At 29.0% G+C, this 15,225-nt stretch carries 20 protein-coding genes; 8 read left to right on the top strand and 12 right to left on the bottom strand.

Annotated features, from left to right (window positions below; translation table 11 throughout):
* The first annotated feature begins 40 nt into the window (after positions 1-40).
* Positions 41-505 (top strand): hypothetical protein, encoded by a 465-nt coding sequence (locus V3V28_RS03430; protein ID WP_331363625.1) that lies wholly within the window; start codon positions 41-43, stop codon positions 503-505.
* A 50-nt stretch (positions 506-555) separates the two neighbouring features.
* On the opposite strand, the gene cdaA is transcribed toward V3V28_RS03430, so the two are convergent.
* From cdaA to V3V28_RS03410, 4 genes are all read right to left on the bottom strand, one after another.
* The gene (cdaA, locus tag V3V28_RS03425; protein WP_331363624.1) at positions 556-1,335 is read right to left on the bottom strand and encodes a diadenylate cyclase CdaA; all 780 of its coding nucleotides are present in this window, start codon (positions 1,333-1,335) and stop codon (positions 556-558) included.
* Between the two features lie 161 nt (positions 1,336-1,496).
* Positions 1,497-2,096, bottom strand: a complete 600-nt coding sequence (locus V3V28_RS03420) for an ExbD/TolR family protein (protein ID WP_331363623.1) — start codon at positions 2,094-2,096, stop codon at positions 1,497-1,499.
* A 472-nt stretch (positions 2,097-2,568) separates the two neighbouring features.
* Positions 2,569-3,390 (bottom strand): dihydropteroate synthase, encoded by an 822-nt coding sequence (gene folP, locus V3V28_RS03415; protein ID WP_331363622.1) that lies wholly within the window; start codon positions 3,388-3,390, stop codon positions 2,569-2,571.
* 1 nt (position 3,391) lies between these two features.
* A complete protein-coding gene (locus V3V28_RS03410; RefSeq protein ID WP_331363621.1) occupies positions 3,392-3,973 on the bottom strand; it encodes a TIGR00730 family Rossman fold protein in 582 nt (193 codons plus the stop codon).
* A gap of 88 nt (positions 3,974-4,061) precedes the next feature.
* Between V3V28_RS03410 and V3V28_RS03405 the strand changes: the two genes are divergently transcribed.
* From V3V28_RS03405 to V3V28_RS03380, 6 genes are all read left to right on the top strand, one after another.
* Positions 4,062-4,595: a DUF1599 domain-containing protein gene (locus tag V3V28_RS03405; RefSeq protein WP_331363620.1), complete on the top strand. Its 534-nt coding sequence runs from the start codon at positions 4,062-4,064 to the stop codon at positions 4,593-4,595.
* Positions 4,596-4,741: 146 nt separating this feature from the next.
* Positions 4,742-5,035, top strand: coding sequence for a hypothetical protein (locus tag V3V28_RS03400; RefSeq protein ID WP_331363619.1), 294 nt, complete (start codon positions 4,742-4,744; stop codon positions 5,033-5,035).
* A 55-nt stretch (positions 5,036-5,090) separates the two neighbouring features.
* The gene (locus tag V3V28_RS03395; RefSeq protein ID WP_331363618.1) at positions 5,091-5,426 is read left to right on the top strand and encodes a hypothetical protein; all 336 of its coding nucleotides are present in this window, start codon (positions 5,091-5,093) and stop codon (positions 5,424-5,426) included.
* A 4-nt stretch (positions 5,427-5,430) separates the two neighbouring features.
* The gene (locus V3V28_RS03390) at positions 5,431-6,393 is read left to right on the top strand and encodes a BT_3928 family protein (protein ID WP_331363617.1); all 963 of its coding nucleotides are present in this window, start codon (positions 5,431-5,433) and stop codon (positions 6,391-6,393) included.
* On the top strand, positions 6,393-6,764 hold the full coding sequence (gene crcB, locus V3V28_RS03385; protein ID WP_331363616.1) for a fluoride efflux transporter CrcB: 372 nt from the start codon (positions 6,393-6,395) through the stop codon (positions 6,762-6,764). Before V3V28_RS03390 ends, crcB begins: the two co-directional genes overlap by 1 nt.
* Before the next feature lie 9 nt (positions 6,765-6,773).
* Positions 6,774-7,475 carry a crotonase/enoyl-CoA hydratase family protein gene (locus V3V28_RS03380; protein ID WP_331363615.1) on the top strand — a complete coding sequence of 234 codons (702 nt, stop codon included), beginning with the start codon at positions 6,774-6,776 and terminating at the stop codon, positions 7,473-7,475.
* On the opposite strand, the gene V3V28_RS03375 is transcribed toward V3V28_RS03380, so the two are convergent.
* The 4 genes from V3V28_RS03375 to V3V28_RS03360 are packed head-to-tail and all read right to left on the bottom strand — an operon-like array spanning position 7,472 to position 10,078.
* Entirely contained in the window at positions 7,472-8,086 is a 615-nt protein-coding gene (locus tag V3V28_RS03375; RefSeq protein WP_331363614.1) for a DUF1684 domain-containing protein, read from the bottom strand. The genes V3V28_RS03380 and V3V28_RS03375 overlap by 4 nt on opposite strands.
* 2 nt (positions 8,087-8,088) lie before the next feature.
* Positions 8,089-8,631, bottom strand: coding sequence for a DUF4252 domain-containing protein (locus V3V28_RS03370; RefSeq protein WP_331363613.1), 543 nt, complete (start codon positions 8,629-8,631; stop codon positions 8,089-8,091).
* A gap of 17 nt (positions 8,632-8,648) precedes the next feature.
* Entirely contained in the window at positions 8,649-9,698 is a 1,050-nt protein-coding gene (locus tag V3V28_RS03365) for an SMP-30/gluconolactonase/LRE family protein (protein WP_331363612.1), read from the bottom strand.
* Positions 9,698-10,078 carry a hypothetical protein gene (locus V3V28_RS03360; protein ID WP_331363611.1) on the bottom strand — a complete coding sequence of 127 codons (381 nt, stop codon included), beginning with the start codon at positions 10,076-10,078 and terminating at the stop codon, positions 9,698-9,700. Before V3V28_RS03360 ends, V3V28_RS03365 begins: the two co-directional genes overlap by 1 nt.
* 255 nt (positions 10,079-10,333) lie before the next feature.
* On the opposite strand from V3V28_RS03360, the gene V3V28_RS03355 reads away from it, so the two are divergent.
* Positions 10,334-11,545, top strand: a complete 1,212-nt coding sequence (locus V3V28_RS03355; RefSeq protein WP_331363610.1) for an MFS transporter — start codon at positions 10,334-10,336, stop codon at positions 11,543-11,545.
* 77 nt (positions 11,546-11,622) lie between these two features.
* On the opposite strand, the gene V3V28_RS03350 is transcribed toward V3V28_RS03355, so the two are convergent.
* From V3V28_RS03350 to V3V28_RS03335, 4 genes are read right to left on the bottom strand one after another with little or no spacing between them, the layout of a single operon-like run.
* Positions 11,623-12,375: a hypothetical protein gene (locus tag V3V28_RS03350; protein ID WP_331363609.1), complete on the bottom strand. Its 753-nt coding sequence runs from the start codon at positions 12,373-12,375 to the stop codon at positions 11,623-11,625.
* A 17-nt stretch (positions 12,376-12,392) separates the two neighbouring features.
* Positions 12,393-12,935, bottom strand: coding sequence for a hypothetical protein (locus tag V3V28_RS03345; protein WP_331363608.1), 543 nt, complete (start codon positions 12,933-12,935; stop codon positions 12,393-12,395).
* Between the two features lies 1 nt (position 12,936).
* Positions 12,937-13,392, bottom strand: a complete 456-nt coding sequence (locus V3V28_RS03340) for a hypothetical protein (protein ID WP_331363607.1) — start codon at positions 13,390-13,392, stop codon at positions 12,937-12,939.
* Positions 13,393-13,398: 6 nt separating this feature from the next.
* Positions 13,399-15,219 carry a Xaa-Pro dipeptidyl-peptidase gene (locus tag V3V28_RS03335; RefSeq protein WP_331363606.1) on the bottom strand — a complete coding sequence of 607 codons (1,821 nt, stop codon included), beginning with the start codon at positions 15,217-15,219 and terminating at the stop codon, positions 13,399-13,401.
* Positions 15,220-15,225: the final 6 nt, after the last annotated feature.

Raw genomic sequence — 15,225 nt, 5'->3', positions numbered from 1 at the left:
TAGTAAATTTGCAATTCAATCTTAAAAAACTAGAACAAAAATGAAAAAAGTATTATTATCAATGGCAGTTGTTGCTTTGTTAGCAACTTCTTGTAAAGAAGCAAAAAAAGGAGCAACAGATTTAAAAGATGCAACAGTAGAAACTACAGGTAAAGCTGTAGAAGCAACAAAAGATGCTGGAACAACTGTTGTTGATGGTGCTAAAGATGCTGCAAATGCTGTAGTTGATAAAGCACAAGGTATGGTAGAATCTGCTTTAGAAGGTGTTTCTATTCCTGAATTTGCAAATGAAGCTGTTACTAAAAATTTAACTGAATATGCTGCTTATGCAAAAGACTATATTGCTGCAAATGGTAATTTAGGTAAGATTTCTGCATTGGCACCTAAAGGAGCTGCTTTATTAGTTAAAGGTAAAGAATTAGCATCTAAATTAGATGTTAAAGAATTGGCAAAATACAAAAGTGTTTTATCTGCAATTCAATCTAAAATGGCTCCATCTAAATAGTAAAGTCACTTTTTAAATATAAAAAAGGTTCTCAATTTTGAGAACCTTTTTTATTGTATTAAATCGGCTCTTATTTTCTCGTTGAGTTCTATGTAATCCTTATAAAGAACAAAACCACCATCTTTTATATAAGAAATTTCACCAGTTTCTTCGGAAACTAATAAACAAACGGCATCTGTTTTTTCTGAAATGCCAATTGCTGCCCTGTGTCTTAAACCAAATCTTGCAGGAATTCTTGTACTGTCTGAAATTGGTAAAACTACTCTTGTAGCAACAATAAAATTGTCTCTAATTATTAAAGCACCATCGTGTAACGGACTGTTTTTATAAAAAACACTTTGTAAAATGGCTTCATTTAATTGAGCGTTCATTTTATCGCCTGTATTTATTAAAAAGTCTAAACTATTGGTTCTTTCCACAACAATTAATGCACCTGTTTTAGTTTTAGACATTTTTTTACATGCTTCTAAAACTGTTTCTGTATCCATTTCTGAACCAATTTCTGATTGCAAAAACTTTAACTGCTTTAAAAAATTACGTTTATTGGTGAAATTAGTAGTACCAATCATCAGTAAAAACTTACGTATTTCTTGCTGAAAAACAATAATTAGTGCAATAACTCCACCAGATAAAAGATAACCTAAAATACCACTTAACATTTCCATCTTTAGGGCTTGTGTAATTTTCCAGATTAGAAAAATAAACGCAATACCAATAACAATATTAATGGCAACTGTACCTTTTAAAAGTTTGTAAATGTAGTAGAGTAGTGTTGCTACCAACAAAATATCTAAAACATCTAATAAAGAAAATTCAATAAAATCGAACATAAAAAAGAGACTGATTTTAGGCTAAAGTACTAATAAATTCGCTGATTACAATATCAGTTATTATTCAAAAAACGTGCTTTGAGGTTTAGCCTCAAAGTTTCCTTTAAAATTGTCATTCTCGCGAAATCGGGAATCTAAAATATATAATTTTTATAAAAAAGTTATATGTTTTCTGCATCCGATAGTAATAGTGGATATTTATCTCTGATAAGTTTTATTTTTTCTTGAAGACTTTTATCGCTGTTATTCGTTTTCTTATAATCTTCTAACAAACTTTCATAATTTCTATTGTATAATTTAACAGAAAGTTTATTTCTTAAATGGGTATAAGCAGAGTTTAAGATATCTAATGTAGAGATATAGGTTTCATAATTTGTTAAACGATCTGTAGTTATAAATATAATTGCTTTTGATGGATGATCGGACGACGTTGAAATTTTTAAACCTTGGCACCAATCACAATTTAATTTGTTGATGTCTAATCCGCCGCCGTTATCTATAAAATCAATTGCAAGTTGTTTTAATTCTTTTTGTTGAATTGTTTTTCCGTCTACAAATAAATCATTGTTTTTGTTGATGTTTACTTCTAAAATGTTTCTTTCATTAACATCAATTTTTGGAGTTTCTTGTTTCTGTGGAATTTTTCTTGAAATTCCTGCATCTATATTCATGGTTGTGGTTACCAAAAAGAAGATTAATAATAAAAATGCGATGTCTGCCATTGAACCAGCATTAATTTCTGGAGTTTCTTTTCTACTCATAATTTCTAGTTTTTAAAAGTTAATAAATTGGTTTTCAGTCCGAATTATTTCGAAGTGATTTATTAAAGTTTAGTTTGGTAGATTTTTGGCGTTAACATAATATTAACAAATAGAGTGCCAGAAAGTTTAAGAGGGTTCAGCAGAGTGTCATTCCGATGAATGAGAAATCTCATAGTTTTAGATAATTATGAGATTTCTCAATCGTTCATTCTTCACTCATTTCGAAATGACAGGTTGCTGTTAATTTAGACAGATAGTTGGTAAACAAGTTTAGCCCAGATTGAAACCGTTCAAATATCTGTTGATATTTTTAACCTTTTTATTGTCAGTTCGAGTGAATTTGTGAAGGATGAACAAATTTGTATCGAGAACAAAATAAAAAGATATAGTGGAAAGCTGGAAATAGCTTCTAAAAATAGAATAACTTATTATGGATTCCTGCCTACGCAGGAATGACAAGCTTTGTGAATAATTATAGTATTTGATTCACAATTTTTACAGCTTCTACTGCTTCTTTAACATCGTGTACGCGTAAAATATTTGCACCATTTAAAAGCGCAATCGTATTTGCAGAAGTGGTTGCGTTTAAAGCTTCTTGAGCAGAAATATCTAATGTTTTATACAACATAGATTTGCGAGAAATTCCAGCTAAAATAGGAGCATCTAAACTTTTAAAAAGATCTAAATTCTTTAGAATTTCAAAATTATGAGTGTTTGTTTTTCCAAATCCGAAACCAACATCTATAATAATATCGTTGTGTTTTAGTTGATGTAATTTGTAAATTTGTTCAGCAAAAAAGGAAATAATTTCTTGTGTAACATCTTTGTAAACTGGATTTTTCTGCATGTTTTGTGGTGTGCCTAACATGTGCATTAAAATATAAGGAACTTGTAAATTGGCAACAGTTGTAAACATATTGTCATCCATTTTTCCGCCAGAAATATCGTTTACAATTGCTGCACCAGAATTTATAGTTTCTTGTGCAATCTTACTTCTAAAAGTATCTACAGAAATAATGATTTCTGGGAAATTCTCTACTAATAAATTAATAACAGGCACAATTCTTTGCAATTCTTCTTCTTCGGTAATATGTTTTGCGCTAGGTCTAGAAGAATATGCACCAACATCTATAAAAGTTGCGCCATCTAAAAGCATTTTTTCTACTTGAGAAAGAATGTCTGACTCGTTTTTATATTTTCCACCATCAAAAAAAGAATCTGGCGTAATATTTAAAATCCCCATCACTTTTGGGGATGCTAAATCTACTAAAGTACCTTTGCAATTTATTGTCATTTTAGCTTACAACTTTATTAATTACGTGGCTAATTTTTGGTGCTTTGTAATTGTTCATTTTTTGCATTAATTCTTCTACTGAAGTCCCAATTATTAGCATATCTCTATTGTTTTTCTTTAAAAAGCCTTCTTCAATCATTTTATCTAATTGTAATAATATGGCATCAAAATAACCATTTATATTTAAGAGTCCTATTGGTTTTTGTTCAATATAAAGTTGCCCTAAAGTTAGCGCTTCAAACAATTCGTCTAACGTACCAAAACCACCAGGTAGCGTAATATAACCATCAATTAATTTACTCATAATTACTTTTCGATCGCTCATTTTCTTACAAACAATCATTTCTTCTACACCAGCATGTACAACTTCTTCTTTTTCTAATAACTTTGGAATTACACCAATAACTTCTCCATTATGAGCGAGAATTGTATCTGCAATTGCGCCCATCATTCCTATTTTCCCTCCGCCGTAAACCAAACCGATTTTGTTTTCGGCAAAATGATTTCCTAATGCTATAGCAGCTTCTTTATAAATAGGATTAAAGCCTAAACTTGCTCCACAAAAAACAACAATTCTTTTCAATTTTATGATTTTAAAATTCTTTTGTAAAAATAAATGAAATGCATATAGGATTTAGTATTTTTGAACAAATACTTTTTAACAAAAGAAAATGCAAGATACCTCGAAACAATACGATGCTGTAATTGAAGAATGCCGAAGCTTATTTATAAAAAAAATGTCTGACTATGGTTCTGCGTGGCGTATTTTACGTTTACCGTCTTTAACAGATCAGATTTTTATTAAGGCGCAAAGAATTAGACAATTGCAAGAAAATGAAGTGAGAAAAGTAGATGAAGGAGAAAAACCTGAATTTATAGGCATCATTAACTATTCTATAATGGCATTAATTCAGTTAGAAAATGGTGTTGTTGATAATCCTGATTTAAACACAGAACAAGCAACTGTTTTGTATGACAAGCATAGTAAAATTACCAAAGAATTAATGATGAATAAAAATCATGATTATGGTGAAGCTTGGCGAGAAATGCGTGTTTCTAGTTTAACAGATTTAATTCTTCAAAAACTATTACGCGTTAAACAAATTGAAGATAATAAAGGTAAAACTTTAGTTTCTGAAGGTATTGATGCAAATTACCAAGACATGATTAATTATGCCGTTTTTGCGATGATTCATTTGGGGTGAAAAGAGTTGTAAAGTTGCAGAGTAACAAAGTTTCAAAGGTGCAGAGTTACATAGTTACAAGGGGAAAGAGTAAGCAAATTCTGTCACTTCGAGTGAATTTATGAAGAATGAATAAATTTGTATCGAGAAGTTTTTAAATTTAATATATGAAAAAACTAATTTTCCTAATTTCTATTCTAATCTTTAGTAGTTGTTCTAAACAAGAATCATCTACTTATAAAGAAATGAAATCTGATAAACTATTATCAGAATCATTTACAGATAATGAATTAGAGAATTTAGCTAAAATTGTTGACTTTTTTGAAGCACAAATTTGTGATGAAGAAAAACATAACATTGAACAATGTTATAATGAGTTTGTTAAGAAGAATGATATTGCTTATTCTCAAGGGAAATCTCAATATTTTATAGACTACGCTAAATCAAAAAAAGCTATATAAGAATTTAGATGAGGAATTTTTTAATGAATTTTGGAGAGTTAATGAAGGAACTTTTTTGGATAATAAACAGAATAAGATTAAAAGAAAATATTTTGAATTAAAAGTGCGTAATGGAAAAGGATACAGCAATTATAGTAATTTCTTAAATGAATTTTCAAAACAAAACGAAGTGATTTATGAATATTTTCAACCTATAACTGTATGTAATCAATTTGAGAATCCAGTATCTGTAATTCATTTAGTTCATAAGAACTATAATATTAATAGAAATGAAATAAAAATGAGACTTGTCTATTCTATTCATTTTCTAAACCTAAATGAAGCATTAATATATCCTTATAAAATAATAAATAAAAATACTAGTTCTAAAAAAATACAATTTTTTAAATAAGTTTATGAAAAGACTAACCCAAATCTCAAGAATATTAGTCGGAGCCTTATTCATATTTTCAGGCTTTGTAAAATTGGTAGATCCAATTGGTTCTCAATATAAGTTTCAAGAATACTTTTCTGAAGGTGTTTTAAATATGGAGTTTTTAGTTCCGTATGCATTGCTGTTTGCAATTTTCTTAATTATTGCAGAAATCCTTTTAGGAGTTATGATTTTAATTGGCTACAAACCAAAATTTACCGTTTGGAGTTTATTAATTATAACGTTAATTTTCTTGTTTTTAACGTGGTATTCAGCATATTATAACAAAGTAACAGATTGTGGTTGCTTTGGTGATGCGATTAAATTAACGCCTTGGGAAACCTTTTACAAAAACATAATCTTAATTGTTTTAATTTTTATTTTATTAATAAAAGTTGAGTTTATAAAACCAATTTTTAAAGGTAAAATTCCAAAAGTAATTACTTTTCTATCATTGGCAGTCTTTTTATATATTGTACAACACGTACTAACACATTTACCAATAATCGATTTTAGAGCATATGCAATTGGTAAGAATATATCAGCAGGTATGGAATATCCAGAAGATGGTTCAATTCCTCCAGTACACGATTTTATGTTGGAAGATTCTCAAAATGATTTAGCTCCGGAGTTATTAGCAAAAGAAAAAGTGATGTTGGTTATTGTTTATAATCTTGATAAATCTGATGTAACCGGGTTTCCTAAAATTATAGCAGCAGCAAATAAAGCGATTAAAAAAGGATATACAGTATATGGAGTTTCAGCTTCATTTACAGATGATTTAATTTTAGCTAAAGAGAAACACAAACTGCCTTTCGAGTTTTTATTCTGTGATGAAACCACTTTAAAAACCATGATTAGAGCAAATCCTGGAGTTATTATTTTAAATAAAGGAACTGTGGTTCAAAAGAAAAATTGGATAGACGTTGAAGAAATAAAACTGTAATGAAACAATTACTATTCGTTTTTATTGGTGGAGGGTTTGGAAGTGTTTTACGTTTTTTAATTGGTAAATGGTTAAATAACTCTGAAAACGTAATTCCTTACGGAACTTTTGCTGCAAACATATTAGGAAGTCTTTTAATAGGAATTATTCTTGGTTATGCAGCAAAAAACGAAACATTAAGTCAGAATAGTACATTGTTATTAGCAACAGGTTTTTGTGGTGGTTTTACAACTTTTTCAACTTTTGCCTATGAAAACCATGTGTTTTTAAAATCAGGAGATTTTACAAGTTTTGCATTTTACACAATAGCCAGTTTTGTTATTGGTTTTTTAGCTGTTTTTGCAGGAATGTATTTAGTTAAATTTATATAAAAATAAAGAATGAACGAATTTGTAAGCTACAAGTCAGAAGAAAATTACGCAATAATTACTATTAACAATGGAAAAGCAAATGTTATTTCTCATGAAGTTGTTGAAGGTTTAAATTTAAGTTTAGACAAAGCGGAACAAGAGAATAAAGTAGTTGTTATAACAGGTAAATCTGGCATTTTTTCTGGAGGATTTGATTTAAAAGTGATGACCAAATCACCAGAAGCAGCAAAAGAATTAGTGACAAAAGGATCTAAATTATCGTTAAGAATGTTGTCTTTTCCACAACCAATTATTGTTGCTTGTTCTGGTCATGCCATTGCAAAAGGTGCATTTTTATTACTTTCTGCAGACTATAGAATTGGTGTAGAAGGCGATTTTAAAATTGGTTTAAATGAAGTGATGATTGGTATGACAATGCACAATGCAGGAATTGCAATTGCAAAAGCACGTTTGTCTGAAGTATATTTAAATAGAAGTGTAAATAATGCTGAAATTTATAGCTCTAAACAGGCAATCGCTGCAGGTTTTTTAGATATTATTGTGCCTGAAAGTCATTTATTGCCAACTGCAATTAAGGTTGCAGAAATGTCTTCTAAATTGAATAAAAAAGCACATGCTGCAACAAAATTAAAAGTTAGAAAACAGCATTTATTAGATTTAGAAAATGCAATTGAATTAGATTTAAAAAGCGATATTTCTATAGATTCTTAATGTTTCTTGAAAACCTTAATTCCAGCTTTTACTTCTAAATCTAAATGATTTTTTCTTGGTGTTAACGGACAAGAATATTTGTAGTTATAAGCACAATAAGGATTGTAGGTGTTGTTGAAGTTTAAAATAATGGTGTTTTCTTCAGAAATATCTGTGGTCATAACATCCATATAACGTCCACCACCATAAGAATCTTCACCAGAAGTATCATCTGTAAATGGTAAAAACAAGTAATCTTTGTACTTTTTATCTCGTAAATCATCTTGACTTTGATAAATGGTAAGCACGCAATTCTTTCCTTGTAAAGTAAAATTTAACTTGCCGTATTCTTTGTACAATGGTTTTCTATCTGTGGTAGTTGCCATCTCAAAAGTTGGTGCATTCTCTGTTTTAACCAATTTTGCAGTTACTATAAAAGTAGCATCTACAGCAAAGAAATCTAGTCCTTTAAACTTTTTTAAATCTTTCTTTTTTAAAGGAGATTTTGATGCGTCTTTATAACTGGCGTTTAATTTTTGCTGATATTCAGTTTCGCCTAATAATGCTCTTTTATCTTGTGAATTACAAGATGTTATTAAGAATATAGATAATAATAAAAGAATGTTTTTCATAATTAATTAGGATTAAAACCTGGTGTAATTAGTTGCTTTGTATGAACTTGGTAATTCTGAATTAACTTGCTAGATAATTCTTCGAACTGATTTGTTTCAGAAAGTTGCTTTATTTTATTAGGATCGAAACGACCTTTTAAATAAAAAACAGAGGTTTTTGCTAAAGTTGAATTAAAAATAATTGCTTGTATTACCACATCTCCATCTTCTTTTACAGAAATAATTTTTGTTTTTTCAGGTTGGTTACTTCGTAACATATCTGTGAAATTAGCGTTTGTAACTAAATTCATTTCATTAATTAATTGTGTTTGTTTCTCTTTAGAAATATCGTTAAAAGTGATGAATTTTAAATCGTTTACATTACCAATTAAATTATTAACTTCTGGTGAAATAGTACTGATTAAAGCGCGCATAAAATTAGGAACTTGAAATGCTGTTACACCAATATCACTCTTATGATCGTTGAAAAAACTTTGGAAAGACTTACCACTTCCACAAGAGATTGTCATTAAAAGTAGCAATAAGATTGTAATTGATTTTTTCATATTGCGAATGTATAAATTTAGTTAGAATTTCTTTCTAGAATTAGAAATTTATCATCCATAACATTACCCATTAAAATTAAATTATTAAAAGTTGCAGCAACCGTAGAAGCAGACATTTCTGTACCATCTTCCATATAGATTTGTTCAATAGTATAATCTCCTTTTTTTCTGTAATTAATTTTAATAATTTCTGATGGCGATATTTTTTCATCACCTTTTGCATAAGAAGAAAAATGCATTAGGTTTGGATGCGAACCAATCCATAAATTTCCTTCAGCATCAAATTCTATATTATCAACTCCAGTTTTACAATCGATGTCTTCTAAAAAAGTTAAAGAATTGTCTTCATTTTTTTGATAGACTTTTAATAAAAATGCTCTTGGTGATGCAACAAAAAGTAAGTTTCTGTTTTTGTCAAAATTAATTCCGTTTGCATAAGCAATTCCGTCTGCAGCTTGTGTATAGTTTTGTCCGTTGAAATAAATAACATTTGAAATAGCCAAACCTAAATAGTCTTCTGCTAATCGTTGTAATCCATTATGATATTTATGATCATTGGTGAAATAAAAACGAGTTTCATCTAATAAAACAATATCATTAGGACTAAAAATCAATTCATCTTTTAAAGTTTTAGTATGATTTAACTCTTGGTCTTTCAATTCGAAAAATTCAATTAATTCCCCTTCTTTGGTGTGGTTTATTGCGGCAATTGTGTATACATCATCTTTCTTATAAATTGAAATTCCATGAGGAGCAAAAGACTTCTTAAAGTTTTTTGTTAAATGAATTGGTTTGTATGTAGTGTTTTTTAAATCAATGAAATACAAACCACCAATTTCTTGATCTATATTTGGGAATTTGTTTCTAGCTGTTGAAGAAATAATAGCAAAACTATCAATTTTACTTACAATAATATCTTCTGCTCCAGGAAGAGAAATTTCTTTTAGAATTTTTCCTTCAAACTTATTTTCTATAGTTCTAAAATATCCTGTAGAAATAAAAATATTAGCAATATATAATAGTAGTAAAATGATTGCAGCGTATAAAATTCTCTTTTTAAATATCATTATTCTACGGTTGTTAGTTCTTTGATTTTATTATTTCTAGGATTTGATGGATCGTATAAAATAGAGATAGTATCATTTACAAATAATTCTTTGCTAAAGAATTTAGAGAAATTTTTCTTTTCAACAGTTCTTATACTTTTTATTTTTTCTTCGTTTACAGAAAAATTAAAGGTAAAAATATAGTTTTCAATTTTAGACCCATCCATTTCATTAGCTCTATAATTGTTTGCATCTATTTTACTGATGATTGCCAACGTTACAATTCCGTTTTCTTTTAAGTTAGAAACATTATTGTCTTTTAAATAAGTAGAAATAAATAGAAGACTTACTATTACTATAAATGCAGTAATTAATATATGACTGGTTTTTAATTTTTTCATGTTTTTTTTAAGTTTTGCTCTAAAATACAAGAAAGAAAATAATTTTTGGTTTTTATATTGATATTTTATGTAGTTTTATACCATAATTAGAAATTTAAGATGAGGAACGTCATTACATATTTAACCAAGCAATCGTGTATTTCACGAAAAAGTCGGTACGTTTATATGTTTTGATAATATCAATATAAAATCAAACAATTAAAAAAGTCCGACTTCACAGTCGGACTTTTTTACTTTTATACCAATTAATAAACCATGAAAAAACTATATAATAATTACATAAAATCTTTTAGCGGACTCTCTAGAGAGGTTTGGTGGTTGTCATTAATTACGCTTATAAATAGAGCAGGAACTATGGTTATACCATTTCTGTCAATTTATTTATCAGACAGTTTAAGTTTTTCACTTTCTGATGTTGGTTGGATCATGTCTTTCTTTGGTATAGGATCAGTTTTTGGTACTTGGCTTGGAGGGAAATTAACTGATAAAATTGGTTATTATAAGGTGATGCTATTTAGTTTAATTGGTACGGGAATTCTTTTTGTGTTGTTGCAATTTGCTAATACTTTTGAAACTTTTTGTGCAGGAATTTTCTTTGTAATGTTAGTAGCAGATTCTTTTAGACCTGCAATGTTTGTTGCATTAAATGCGTATAGCAAGCCAGAAAACAGAACCCGTTCTGTGACTTTAATTCGATTGGCAATTAATTTAGGTTTTTCTGCTGGACCTGCAATTGGTGGATTAATTATTACTTTTTTTAGTTACCAAGGATTATTTTGGGTTGATGGAGTTACTTGTATTCTAGCTGCTTTTTTATTGTTACAAGTTTTACATCCCAAGAAATCAAAAGTTGAAGCAGAAATTAAGGTAGAAAACCCTATTTCTGCATATAAAGACAAGGCTTTTTGGGTGTTTTTTGTTGCTATGTTTATTTTTGGCTTTGTCTTCTTACAGTATTTCTCTACAATTCCTTTGTATTATAAAGAGATAAGAATGTTAAATGAATTAGAAATTGGTTTATTAATGGGGTTTAGCGGACTTTTCATTTTTATATTTGAAATGCCATTAATAGATTGGTTACAAAATTCTAAAACCTCGAAAATTAAATTAGTTGCTATTGGTCTATTTTTAGTTGCCATGAGTTATATCGTTTTAAATTTAACTTCTTGGGTTGGAATTTTATGGATAGGAATGGTGTTGATGTCTATTGGAGAAATGATGGCTTTTCCGTTTTCTAACGCGTTTGCAGTAGAGAGGTCAAAAAAAGGAAATCCAGGAGAATATATGGCCTTATATAGTATTTCATTTTCATTAGCCCATATTTTTAGCCATAATGTTGGTATGCAAATGATTGCTGAATTCGGTTACGAATTTACTTGGAATGTAATAACCGTTTTTGCACTTGTAGGAGTTTTAACCTTACTTTTTTTAATGAAAGTTTTAAAAAAGGAGGTAATAAAAAAATAAAAATATGAAGTTAAATCAATTAATAATTTACAAAGTTGGTGAAAATAGAAAAAATCCGCCTTGGCGGATTTAAGTAATTAGTCTTTATAATATTGAAAAGGAATGAGCCAATTTGTTTTGTCTTTTCCTATTTCATTCAATTTGTTGACAATTAAAATATTCTTTCCTTCTATAAAATTGCTAGATTTTAAATAACAAATAATTCCGAATTGTTTTGTTATTGGATGGTGATATTTATTGAAATTTACTTCAATAATTTTATCATTTATTAATATTTGATTGTAATTATGGTAACAATCTAATTTGTTTTCCCTGTCTTTTATTCTATTTTCATTTCTACTCTTGGTATCATCATCTTTAAATTCGGGGCAGTTCTTTTGAAAGTTTTTTCGCTCGTGTTCAAAAATAGGAATAAAGAGTTTTGTGAGTTTAGTGGTAATAACATCTGATTCTAATTGTGGTGTTAATAAAAAATCTACACTACTATCTTCAGACTTATAATAACTAGAAAAAGGTTTAGAATTATCTGTAGGTATATCGAAAGATTTATCAATTAAATAAAAGATATTAGTATCATCAATTTTAACAAAAGAAACTAACATTCCTGAACATAAAAAAGCTATAATTAGCATTACTAACGATTTGTTTTTCTTGAAGTTAGAGCCAAAAATCATTGTTATTTGTAAAATATTTTTATACAAAGGACCTAACATAAAAATAGAACCAATTTTTACAAGCTGAAAATACCAAGTCTGAATTTTGGTATCATTTTTATATTTTTTTATGTTAGCAATTACAGAAATAATTAACTGTAAAAAGTAAATAATCAAAAATATTATAGCAGGAATTAATAATATATATATATTGAAACATAGTCAGATAATAAATTAAACAGTAATAAGTAGATGCTTGCGAGTAATGCTATGTAGCCAAACATTAGTAAAAATGTAAAAGCTACAGAGAAAATAACACTACATAGTTTGTCTACTTTTTGTATTGAATCTGTTAGTTTTGGTAAGATTGAAAGTATTTTTTCTGTATAAATTTTTGAATATGCACTGTCTTCTATACTATAATCAGAAAAAACAGAATTTAAACCTACTAGACCAATCCAATAGGCTCGTAAAAAAAAGTGTATTATAAACATTGCAACCAATGTGCTTATGGCTATTAAGCCAAAAAACACTATAAAGTAAGCATAAATATATTGGTTAGGCGTTAAGATGTCTATAAACCAATTTGTGGTCCAATTTATTACTTTAAATAATTGAAAAGTACCAAAAATAGCAATTGCAGAAACTAATAATTCAGCTTCCCAGCTTTCATTTTTTAATCTTTGTAGCCAATCGTTTGTTTTTTCTTTAGATAAAATTCCTTTAGTATCTTCCATATTAATTAACCGTATTTGATTGTTTTTCTACAAATACTTTAAAGTTTTTCAACCATTTTTGAACTTGTTTTTTAAAAAAAGAAGGAAATAGAAAAGCAATTATTTTTACCATAAAACCTTTTAAAGCAGTGTAATCTATTTCTGCACTTAATTCTGTAATATTTTCATCTAATGTAATAAATGTTGATGTCATGGTATTTTCTGTATGTTTATGAAAATAAAAAGCAGAGAATGAATTAGGCAATTCATTCTTTAAAATGGTTTCTGTCAATTCCATTTCACCTTTTCCCATTTTATAATACATTTTAGAAATAGAACCTTCTTTGCCAGCTTCTCCAGAAATATGTTTTTTTCTTAAAAAACCATCTTGATATTCACCTAAAAAATCAGGATTCCCAAATAACTTTGCAACATTGTTTTTAGATGAATTTATAATTACAGAACAAATGAATTTCATACAAAATTATTTCAAAGATTTTTCAACAGTATTCATTCCTCCAACAATAGGAATTGTAATTTTAGTTCCTTTTAAATCAAGCGTAAGTTCAGTTCCTGGTTTAGGTAATAAGGTGAAATTTGCATCACTAGAAAAAATTAGCAACCCAATTTGCTGGCCTTTTTTAATAATTTGATCATCTGGTTGTAAATCAAACGTCATTTCGTAAAATTCACCAGGTTTTAATGGAGCACTTTTTGATAAAGATTTATGATTTTGTAAATCTGCCCAACCACGTGTTATAATGTTATCAGTTATTTTTGTTCTACGGCCTTTATTCCATGGTAAAGAAACCAAATACACAGATAGGTTTATTGCAGATTTAGAACTTGCTGCTTTTATTGTTATGGTTGATACACCAGAAATATGTAGATCTTCTTTTAAGGCTGGACTAACATATAATAAACGATGGTTTGTATAATCAGCTTGCGCTAAAGTTTCTCCAGAAAAAGAATAATTATCTACTAAAGTTTCTGTTCCTTTTGATGTTGAATTGTTTGTAGTTAAACTTCCAACCCCAGGAGCCCCTCCATTTAAATAAAAAGTAACAGGTTTAGCTTGGGGGTTTGGATAATTTTTATAAGCTGTTGGTTCAGTTCTTTTGTCATTTTCTCTAACAATCCAAGCTTTTGAGTCGTTTTCAACACCATTTTCAATCCCATGTAAATATCTTGTAAACCAACGATTCATCATTTTCATTGGTGGTGGACCTCCATGTCCATTTTGATGATAATAAATTTGAGTTGACAAGCCCATTTCTGAAGCTTTCTTATAAATTCTGTAACTATGTTCTGGCATCACATTCCAATCGTTAAAACCATGAGACATTAACAATGCAGCTTTCATTGGTTTCATATCATTTATATAATCTCTTCCAGCCCAAAAATCGTTGTAATCTCCAGAGATTCTATCCATACCATTTGCCATTTCAGTATCTCTAACAACTTTGTTATTTCTGGCTCTATTTTTTTCTTTCCCACTATGAATAAAATCGTATAAAACATCTATATCTTCCCCTAAATAACCTCCAGGAGACCGCACTAACCCGTTAGAACGATAGTAATGATAATAAGATGTGTTTGGTGCAATAGGAATAATTGCTTCTAAACCTTCTACTCCAGTTGTAGCAGCTGCTAAAGGAATCGTTCCGTTATAAGAAGTTCCTGTCATTCCTACTTTTCCAGTAGACCAAAAAGCGGTTACTGTTTCATTTCCTTCTCTAGAAATAAATCCTTTTGCACGTCCATTCAGCCAATCTATAACTGCTTTTGGAGCCAAAGACTCATTATCACCACCAACTGTTGGCGCACCATCTGATAAACCGGTTCCTGGTGAAGAAGAATGAACTACAATATAACCTCTAGCTACCCACGTTTTAATTTGAGAATTCGAAATAATTGGGCGTTTTCCTCTTCTTTTTACTTCTGGATGAAAAGGGTTTGGTACTTTTTTACCTAGTTCATGTTTTACATTCCAAAATAATTCTCTTCCTCCGTTTGCAACTCCAGAATAGTAAGGGCTAGATTCATAAACAACAGGTAATTTTAAACCCTCTGTTTTTGTTTGTAAAGGTCTAGTAACATCTACATGCATTCTGTCTAATTTACCATCGCCATCTGTGTCAAAAGTAGTTTCTACCCATAAATCGTGGCGAATCCATTTTTCTGAATCCTTAAAAGCTTCTACAATTTGTGCTTCTCCATCTTTGAAAATGGGAACAGCTTTTTCTTGTGCTTGAAATGAAAATACTATAAGAAATAATAGGATAAATTGAATTTTATTTTTCATGTTGAA

This window comes from Polaribacter sp., assembly GCF_036480315.1.
Taxonomy (GTDB): domain Bacteria; phylum Bacteroidota; class Bacteroidia; order Flavobacteriales; family Flavobacteriaceae; genus Polaribacter.
Note: the sequence above shows the minus strand (reverse complement) of the source record. Positions and strands in the feature narration are given on the sequence as shown.

What these genes read in the sequence shown, in the direction of transcription:
- V3V28_RS03335 (WP_331363606.1), bottom strand. Translation starts at nt 15,219, where the DNA reads ATGAAAAATAAAATTCAATTTATCCTATTATTTCTTATAGTATTTTCA.
- V3V28_RS03430 (WP_331363625.1), top strand. Translation starts at nt 41, where the DNA reads ATGAAAAAAGTATTATTATCAATGGCAGTTGTTGCTTTGTTAGCAACT.
- V3V28_RS03420 (WP_331363623.1), bottom strand. Translation starts at nt 2,096, where the DNA reads ATGAGTAGAAAAGAAACTCCAGAAATTAATGCTGGTTCAATGGCAGAC.
- folP (WP_331363622.1), bottom strand. Translation starts at nt 3,390, where the DNA reads ATGACAATAAATTGCAAAGGTACTTTAGTAGATTTAGCATCCCCAAAA.
- V3V28_RS03370 (WP_331363613.1), bottom strand. Translation starts at nt 8,631, where the DNA reads ATGAAAAAATCAATTACAATCTTATTGCTACTTTTAATGACAATCTCT.
- V3V28_RS03400 (WP_331363619.1), top strand. Translation starts at nt 4,742, where the DNA reads ATGAAAAAACTAATTTTCCTAATTTCTATTCTAATCTTTAGTAGTTGT.
- V3V28_RS03355 (WP_331363610.1), top strand. Translation starts at nt 10,334, where the DNA reads ATGAAAAAACTATATAATAATTACATAAAATCTTTTAGCGGACTCTCT.
- V3V28_RS03380 (WP_331363615.1), top strand. Translation starts at nt 6,774, where the DNA reads ATGAACGAATTTGTAAGCTACAAGTCAGAAGAAAATTACGCAATAATT.
- cdaA (WP_331363624.1), bottom strand. Translation starts at nt 1,335, where the DNA reads ATGTTCGATTTTATTGAATTTTCTTTATTAGATGTTTTAGATATTTTG.
- V3V28_RS03340 (WP_331363607.1), bottom strand. Translation starts at nt 13,392, where the DNA reads ATGAAATTCATTTGTTCTGTAATTATAAATTCATCTAAAAACAATGTT.
- V3V28_RS03365 (WP_331363612.1), bottom strand. Translation starts at nt 9,698, where the DNA reads ATGATATTTAAAAAGAGAATTTTATACGCTGCAATCATTTTACTACTA.
- V3V28_RS03390 (WP_331363617.1), top strand. Translation starts at nt 5,431, where the DNA reads ATGAAAAGACTAACCCAAATCTCAAGAATATTAGTCGGAGCCTTATTC.
- V3V28_RS03375 (WP_331363614.1), bottom strand. Translation starts at nt 8,086, where the DNA reads ATGAAAAACATTCTTTTATTATTATCTATATTCTTAATAACATCTTGT.
- V3V28_RS03405 (WP_331363620.1), top strand. Translation starts at nt 4,062, where the DNA reads ATGCAAGATACCTCGAAACAATACGATGCTGTAATTGAAGAATGCCGA.
- V3V28_RS03345 (WP_331363608.1), bottom strand. Translation starts at nt 12,935, where the DNA reads ATGGAAGATACTAAAGGAATTTTATCTAAAGAAAAAACAAACGATTGG.
- V3V28_RS03360 (WP_331363611.1), bottom strand. Translation starts at nt 10,078, where the DNA reads ATGAAAAAATTAAAAACCAGTCATATATTAATTACTGCATTTATAGTA.
- crcB (WP_331363616.1), top strand. Translation starts at nt 6,393, where the DNA reads ATGAAACAATTACTATTCGTTTTTATTGGTGGAGGGTTTGGAAGTGTT.